Raw genomic sequence first — 7,125 nt, 5'->3', positions numbered from 1 at the left:
GCGCATATGGCCGAGCGAATTGCCGACGCCGGCGCCGAAATCCAGTATTCGTCGCGGTTTGACACCGGCCCGCCGCAGCGTCGCGGCGACGTCGTCGATCTTGTACCTGGCGAAGAAATCCGGGTTTTCGCCGCTCAGCCTTATGCTTGCGGCATGCTGCTCCTGATATTCCCGCGCAAACTGGTCGAATTCCGCCTCAAGCACGTGCGGCCCTCTTTGCCATCTCCTGCAGGCGATGGACCGGCAATTCGCCGTCCTCCACCGCCTGGCTGCGCGAAACGATCTCGTTGACGAAGTAGAGCGGCCGCCGCTTTGTCTCCATGTACATGCGCCCGAGATACTCGCCGAAGATTCCAAGCACCATAAGCTGGACGCTGCCGAGGATCAGCACGATCGCGGCGAGGCTGGTCCAGCCGGGCAACACGTTTCCGACCGACCATTCGAGCAGCGTGTAGCCGAGCACGACCAGCCCCAGAAGCCCGAACATCATTCCGAGCAGCGAGGCGAACCGCAAGGGCACGATGGAGAAGCTGGTCATGGCGTCGACCGCCAGAAGAAGCATTTTCTTCAGCGGATAGTGGGTGGTGCCGGCAAAGCGGCGGTGCCGCTCATAGGGGAAAGCCACCTGTCTCAGCCCGATCCAGCTCACCATGCCGCGAATGAACCTGTAACGTTCTGGCATCGCGTTCAGATGGTCGAGCGCGCGACGGTTCATCAGTCGGAAATCACCGGTATTCGGGGCTATGTCGACGTCGACCATCCGGCGCAGCAAGCGATAGAACATGGATGCGGAGGCGAGCTTGAACCAGCTTTCGCCATCGCGCGTCAGCCTCTGGCCGTAGACCACATCGAAGCCTTCGTTCATCTTCGTCATCATCGCGCCGAGCAGTTCAGGCGGATCCTGCAGGTCGGCATCGAGAATGAGAATGCGCTGGCCGCGACAGAATTCGAGCCCGGCGCTCAACGCGATCTGGTGGCCGTAATTGCGGGCAAGGTCGATGGCGACGATATGGTCGTCCTTTTCAGCCAGCTGCAGAATGGCCTCGCGCGTACCGTCGGTCGCGCCATCGACGACAAGGACGATCTCGTAGGAAGGGCCTTGCCCAAGGCACGCGGCTGTTACCCGCCGATGCAGTTCGGCCACGCCATCCAGCTCGTTGTAGCATGGGATGACCACCGACAGCATGACGCCGCGTCGCGCGGTGTTTCTCTCCGTCTCCACCAAAGCCTTGCTCCCGCTATCCGATTGGGAATAGCGGCAATTGGTTAGAAAACAGATAAGCCAGCGGGATCGGCCGCAACCGTGGGCCGGCCATCATTTCTGCCGCACGCGGCCACCGCCCGAACCGGCAACTCCATGCGGATGCGGGCGCCTTGCCAGGAGCCGGCCAATATCCGGATGGAGCCGTCGTGCAGCAGTGCGATCTGCCGGGCAAGGTTCAATCCCAGGCCCGCGCCGCGCGATTGCGGCCGCAGTCGGTAGAAGGGCTCGAAAACGTTCTCGTGCTCATCGGCTGGAATGCCTGGGCCTTCGTCGCGGATTTCGACGCCGCCGGTTTCATCGATCGCTATGGTGATCGTGCCGGAACCGCCGCCATGATCGATGGCATTGCGCACGAGATTTGCCAGCGCCCGCTCGATCTGCAGCACGTTGATCTCGACATGGACCTTGTTGGCTGGCGGCTCGAAGGCAAGATCGTAGCCTGCTTCGATGGCGAGCGGGGCGAAGTCGGCGGCGACCCGGCCGACAAGATCGCAGAGGTCTATGATCTGGCGCTGGTCCGCCGGGCGGTCGAGCAGCTGGTGGTCGAGCAGCTGTTGCGCAAGATGCGACAGGCGCTCGATGTCATGCAGCAGGCGCGCGCTTTGCGGTTCCTGCTTCAGCAATTCGGCGCGCGTGCGCAGGATGGCGATCGGCGTGCGCAGTTCGTGCGCGGCGTCGGTGAGGAAGCGGTTGTGCCGGTCATAGCCCTGGGCGAGGCGCGCCAGCGTCTGGTTGAAGGCATGCACCAGCGGGGCGATCTCCTGCGGCACATTCTTGACCGGCAGCTGCATCGCACGGGTGCCGATGTCGATGCGCGCGGCCTGCTGGACGGTGTCGACGAGGCCGGCAAACGACCGGCGCACGACGGCTGGCGTCGTCACCAGGGTCGTGGCTCCCATGACGAGGACGATCGGCAGCAGCAGGATGACGATGATGGCCGCGAGAGCGGGAAGCGCCTTCTCCCAGTTCCTGCTGCCGTCCGGGTTCTTGGCGACGTCGATGGTGGCCGAAATGGTGACTTCGAGGCCGTCGGTCTCTTCCCGTGACGATCGCGTCGCGGCAATGATCTGAACCGTGCCAGCCTTGGTCGAAACCCTTTCGAGATAGGCCTCCGGCCTCAAATCATCTTCGGAAAAACCGACGGTGGCGTGATCGACCTGGCCCAGCAGATCGCCAAAATTCCTGGTGTAGACGTCGGGTATGTTGCCGAAGCGGATGCTCTGGCCGTTGTTGTCGCGGATGATGTACCAGACATTTGGGAAACCCTCACGAAACGAACGCAACCCATCGGTCTCATGGACGATCAATCTGCCGTTGCCGTCACGATCGACGGCATCCTTGAGGGTGGCGACGGCAGCCTCGTTGTCGACAAGAAGCCGTGGATCGGCGATCCACAGCGCGGCCGCGCACAGCACGATGAAGACAAGAAGCGTCGCCGCCTGCAACAGGATCATCCGGCGCACCAGCACCCATTGCAGCGATCGCGTGCGCGGCTTCTTCACGAGGCGGCCCGCAAGAGATAACCGAGGTTGCGGATCGCCCTGATCTCGATGCCGGCAGCGACGTCGTCGAGCTTGCGACGCAGCCGCGAAATGTGCGCATCCAATGCGTTGGAGCCGATCTCGTCGTCGAGAGCATAGACGGCTTCTTCCAGCGCCCCGCGCATGATCGTCCGCCCCGGCCTGCGGATGAGCGTTTCGAGCACCAGCCGTTCGCGCCGCGGCAGTTCCAGCGCCTGGTCCTCGACAAGCGCCTCGCGATGGCGGAAATCATAGGTGAGGCGGCCGACCATCACCTGATTGGCACGCGTGGTGAACGAACGCCGGTGCAAGGCATTGAGCCTGGCGACCAGTTCCACCGTGGCGAACGGTTTGACCATGTAGTCGTCGGCGCCGGCGTCGAGCCCCGCCACGCGATCGTCGAGCCCGCTGAGCGCCGTCAACGCGATCACCGGCACGTCCAGATGCAAGGCCCGCAGGCGCGGGATCAGGCTGAGGCCATCGCCATCCGGCAGCCGGCGGTCCAGCACCACCGCGTCATGGTGGCCGAGCCGCGCCACGGCTTCGGCATCCGCCAGTGTCGCGGCATGGTCGACGATGATGTCCTGGCGCTCGAGCGCGGTCTTCAGCACCGAGGCCATTTCCGGCTCGTCCTCGATCAGCAGGATGCGCATGCGCACTCTCCGTCACAGGCAGCCGGCACGCTATGGCAATTCATTCGCATTCCAGCTTCGGTTGACGAAAATTGGTGATGAACCATCTGCCGCCCGAGGCGCGGGCATAGAACGTATAGAAGCATTCCTGGCGCTCGATATAGCCAGGCGTTTCGGTTTCTTCGTAGACGGTTCCGTGTTTTGTGTGGCGAACTTCGCCGCTGGAGCTTCCGGAAACCGCATTGGTGGATATTTTCCGCCACTGATAGGCCCGCTCGCCCCGGCCGAGATCAACGACGGCGGTCGGCGGCCCGTAGTCCAGAATGACCGATTCGACCGGTTGCCCGATGTAGTTCTTCATGATGTCGGAGGCGCATCCCGTCAGCACCAGCACGATCGCGATGAAGAACGCCTTGGAGATCCACACCAGATGGTTTGCGCTGCGTTTGGACATATCCGATTCCCGTCATCAAGGTCATCCGCGGCACCGAATGCATGTCGCCCAAAAGCGGTCCCGGTTTGGGACAACGACATGCACAAAACAAAACCTGAAGCGGGCCGCATGATCCGTTTCGATGCGACGCGCTTTAGGACGTGAAGATTGCATCGGCATTACGCAGGACCTGGCACACAAATGCGGTCTGCCGACACGCGTCGATGACGGTGCGGATGGAGGCAAAGCAATTGCGCGGTCCCGTTGCATCCGGGCGCCGCGCAAGGTCGTTCAAGCAAAATACAGAACAGGTTCGGCGGAACCCATGGCCTGCTTAGAACCGGTAGTTGATGCCGGCCTTCAGTTCATGGCTGCCGATCGTCGCCTTGGATTTGCCCAGGGCGGACGTCGTTTCGACGCCTGGGGTGCGCACATAGTCATATTCGACCTTGGCCGAGAGGCCGCCGGCAAAACCCTGCTCGATGCCGCCGCCGACCAGATAGCCGAGTTTCCATCCGTCGATATCGTTCACCTTGTCGCCCTTGTCGAATTTGGTCATGGCGACGCCGCCGGTTCCAAACAGCAGCGTCTGGTCGAAGCTCAAGCCGGCCTTGGCCTTGGCGGCACCGCGCCATTTTTCCTTGATCTTGCCGCCCCGGACGTCGTGCTCGGCGCCACCCAGATAGGAGCCCTCGATCTCGGCACCGAGAACCGCTGGACCCATCTGCTGGTTGTAGCCGGCCTGAAAGCCGCCGCTGAGACCATTCCTGCCGGCAAACGGGTTCGGCATCCCGGTGAACGCCGTGCCGCCATGCACGCCGACATAGGCGCCGCTCCACTGGAACGCGGGGGGATCATTGTAGGCGGGCGAAAGGTCGGCGGCCATCGCCGGCCCCAGGAGGCACATGGCAAGGGCACTTGCCGTCAGGATGATCTTTGCTTGAGAGAACACTGCATTACTCCAACACGCGCGCGCATCCGGCAATCGATGCGCAGGTTTCCCGAAGAACTCGACCGTTGAGGCGGTCGGGCTCCGATTTGGTGTCTTTCAGGGATGGTTGCGCGGTCCTGGGACTGGCTTTCGCCAGTTGTGGTAGGGGGTCAGATCGCCCGCGCGGCCAATCGCCTGAAAGACGCCGACCGTCTCGCAGGCGAAAATTGCACGCACATTGCGGGAAATCGAAAAATGAAGGTTTTTCGCTTTGTTTTCAATAAAGTAAAGCGATGTTGTTTACGCAAATTTAACAGTCTGGCGCGGGTTTAGTCCGTTTGGCAGCACAAGCCTGCCATGCAATCGCGCGGTGCAGGCCGTTGGCATCCCGCAAAACTCCCGGCTTGAAGCGGACAAGCCAAGTGCGTATGTCTGGCCGACGCCCTCGAACCTGGGTGCCTCAATCGGGAGACGAGCCTTGTCCGCACTGACGCGCTTTCTTGGCGACTCGCCGCTCAAGGTGATCCTGAAACTGCTGGTGGTGTCTTTCCTCGTCGGCCTGGTCATGAATGCCTTCGGCTGGTCGCCGATGGATGTGCTCTACGGCATCCGGAAGTTCTTCATGGACCTGTGGAATCTCGGCTTTCATGCCATCGACCGTTTCCTCGGTTATATCCTGCTGGGCGCGGCTATCGTCGTGCCGGCGTTCATCCTGTTGAGGCTCGCCAACTACCGGAAGTAGAGCATGATCCCGAACCGCAGGTCCGCGTCAGCGAACCCTGGCACCGGTTTTTGGACAAGATCGTACTATCGGGCGTGACCCGCGGCGACCTCGAACAGGATGGCGTGGCGCGCGGCAAGGGCGGGCACATCGGTGGAATAGCCACCGCCGATGACGCCGCAGACCGGAACGCCCTGCGCGCGAAAATGGCTGATGACCATGTCGTCACGGGCGCGCAGGCCGTCATCCGACAGCGACAGCCTGCCAAGCCGGTCATCTGCATGGACGTCGACGCCGGCATTGTAGAACACGATGTCCCAATGCGCCTGTGCGGACAGCTCCGGCAGGATGGCGGCGAGCCTCTCGAGATAGGCAGCGTCACCCGTGCCGTCGGGCAGCGCGACATCGAGGCCGGAGGCGATCTTGCGCACTGGGTAGTTGCGGTCGCCATGCATGGAAAAGGTGAACACGCGCGGGTCATCGGCGAGAATATCCGCCGTGCCGTCGCCCTGGTGCACGTCGAGATCGACGACCAGGATGTTTCGTGCCGCGCCTTCGGCGAGCAGCACCAATGCGGCGACGGCGACATCGTTGAAGGTGCAGAAGCCCGCGCCTTGCGCGCGCCGCGCATGGTGGCTGCCGCCGGCGGTGTTGCAGGCGATACCGTGGCGCAAGGCCAGCCGCGCCGCCAGCACCGTGCCGCCGGTGGCAAGCTGCGCGCGCAGCGAGACGCGGGGTCCGATCGGAAAACCGATCTCGCGTTCGATCTTTTCGGGCACGCGGCAGTTGATGACCTGGTCGACATAGTCCGCCGCATGGGCAAGCTCCAGCCATGAAGCCGGCGCCGGTTCGGCGGTGCTGAGCGCCTCGGGGCCGGCGAGGCCGCGTGTCCGCAGCGCCTCCATCAGCAAGGGATATTTGCTCATCGGAAAGCGATGGTTGACGGCGAAGCCGGCGTCGTAGTCGGGATGATGGACGATCTGCAGAGGCATGAACTCGTATCCGGCTGGCTCACGCCAGACCGGGATTTCGGTTGGCCGTCAAGGGATAGGTGATTGCGCGGTGGCCGGAAAATGGGGCACATCGACGGTTCCATCAAGCCGCAATCAGCAAGGCAGCAATCCTTGGACAAAGGTGCAACCCCAGCCGACGCCGGATCCCCGATCCTCTCGGGATCGCCGATTCACTCCGGATCATTTGTCGTCACCAACCGCTCCGTGCTCGCCATCGCGGTGCCGATGACGCTAGCCTATCTGACGACGCCGATGCTCGGCCTGGTCGACACGGCTGTCGTCGGCCAGTTCGGCGATGCCGCCTTGCTTGGCGGCCTGGCGGCCGGCGCATTGATCTTCGACGTCGTCTTCACCTCTTTCAATTTCCTGCGCTCGGGCACCACCGGCCTTGTCGCACAGGCATTTGGGCGTGGCGATGCCCTGGAGGAACAGGCGGTGTTCTGGCGCGCCGTGCTGATCGCGGTTATCGCCGGCATCGTGCTCGCTGCCCTTGCGCCGCTGGTCGCCATCGCCGGGCAAAAGTTCATGGGCGCCGAACCGCGCGTCAGCGAGGCGATGGGCGTCTACATCAGGATCAGGCTGCTTGCAGCCTCCTTTTCGCTGAACAACTA

8 protein-coding genes and 1 pseudogene are annotated in these 7,125 nt (G+C 62.8%); 2 read left to right on the top strand and 7 right to left on the bottom strand.

Annotation, left to right across the window (positions count from 1 at the left end):
- From EN932_RS24510 to EN932_RS24485, 6 genes and pseudogenes are all read right to left on the bottom strand, one after another.
- Nucleotides 1-204 (bottom strand): annotated as a pseudogene (locus EN932_RS24510) (class I SAM-dependent methyltransferase); the annotation flags it as partial.
- Entirely contained in the window at nucleotides 197-1,186 is a 990-nt protein-coding gene (locus tag EN932_RS24505) for a glycosyltransferase family 2 protein (protein WP_181172679.1), read from the bottom strand. The pseudogene EN932_RS24510 and the gene EN932_RS24505, both read right to left, overlap by 8 nt.
- Before the next feature lie 80 nt (nucleotides 1,187-1,266).
- Entirely contained in the window at nucleotides 1,267-2,766 is a 1,500-nt protein-coding gene (locus tag EN932_RS24500) for a HAMP domain-containing sensor histidine kinase (RefSeq protein WP_127368326.1), read from the bottom strand.
- Nucleotides 2,763-3,437, bottom strand: a complete 675-nt coding sequence (locus EN932_RS24495) for a response regulator transcription factor (RefSeq protein ID WP_013533623.1) — start codon at nucleotides 3,435-3,437, stop codon at nucleotides 2,763-2,765. Before EN932_RS24495 ends, EN932_RS24500 begins: the two co-directional genes overlap by 4 nt.
- A gap of 40 nt (nucleotides 3,438-3,477) precedes the next feature.
- Nucleotides 3,478-3,870, bottom strand: coding sequence for a hypothetical protein (locus EN932_RS24490; RefSeq protein ID WP_013533622.1), 393 nt, complete (start codon nucleotides 3,868-3,870; stop codon nucleotides 3,478-3,480).
- 313 nt (nucleotides 3,871-4,183) lie between these two features.
- Nucleotides 4,184-4,801, bottom strand: coding sequence for an outer membrane protein (locus EN932_RS24485; RefSeq protein WP_127368325.1), 618 nt, complete (start codon nucleotides 4,799-4,801; stop codon nucleotides 4,184-4,186).
- Nucleotides 4,802-5,258: 457 nt separating this feature from the next.
- On the opposite strand from EN932_RS24485, the gene EN932_RS24480 reads away from it, so the two are divergent.
- Nucleotides 5,259-5,522, top strand: coding sequence for a DUF6460 domain-containing protein (locus EN932_RS24480; RefSeq protein WP_013533620.1), 264 nt, complete (start codon nucleotides 5,259-5,261; stop codon nucleotides 5,520-5,522).
- A gap of 65 nt (nucleotides 5,523-5,587) precedes the next feature.
- On the opposite strand, the gene EN932_RS24475 is transcribed toward EN932_RS24480, so the two are convergent.
- Entirely contained in the window at nucleotides 5,588-6,493 is a 906-nt protein-coding gene (locus EN932_RS24475; RefSeq protein ID WP_127384510.1) for a histone deacetylase, read from the bottom strand.
- Nucleotides 6,494-6,664: 171 nt separating this feature from the next.
- Between EN932_RS24475 and EN932_RS24470 the strand changes: the two genes are divergently transcribed.
- Nucleotides 6,665-7,125, top strand: a 461-nt coding sequence (locus tag EN932_RS24470) for an MATE family efflux transporter (RefSeq protein WP_245483319.1), incomplete at its 3' end; no start/stop codon positions are given.

The sequence above is a fragment of the Mesorhizobium sp. M7A.F.Ca.US.002.01.1.1 genome, from assembly GCF_004022955.1.
GTDB classification, from domain to species: Bacteria; Pseudomonadota; Alphaproteobacteria; order Rhizobiales; family Rhizobiaceae; genus Mesorhizobium; species Mesorhizobium ciceri.
This window is presented reverse-complemented; position numbering and strand designations above follow the sequence as displayed.

Excerpts from the sequence above, each read along its gene's own strand:
- EN932_RS24505 (WP_181172679.1), bottom strand. The coding sequence starts at position 1,186 with ATGCTGTCGGTGGTCATCCCATGCTACAACGAGCTGGATGGCGTGGCC.
- EN932_RS24495 (WP_013533623.1), bottom strand. The coding sequence starts at position 3,437 with ATGCGCATCCTGCTGATCGAGGACGAGCCGGAAATGGCCTCGGTGCTG.
- EN932_RS24490 (WP_013533622.1), bottom strand. The coding sequence starts at position 3,870 with ATGTCCAAACGCAGCGCAAACCATCTGGTGTGGATCTCCAAGGCGTTC.
- EN932_RS24475 (WP_127384510.1), bottom strand. The coding sequence starts at position 6,493 with ATGCCTCTGCAGATCGTCCATCATCCCGACTACGACGCCGGCTTCGCC.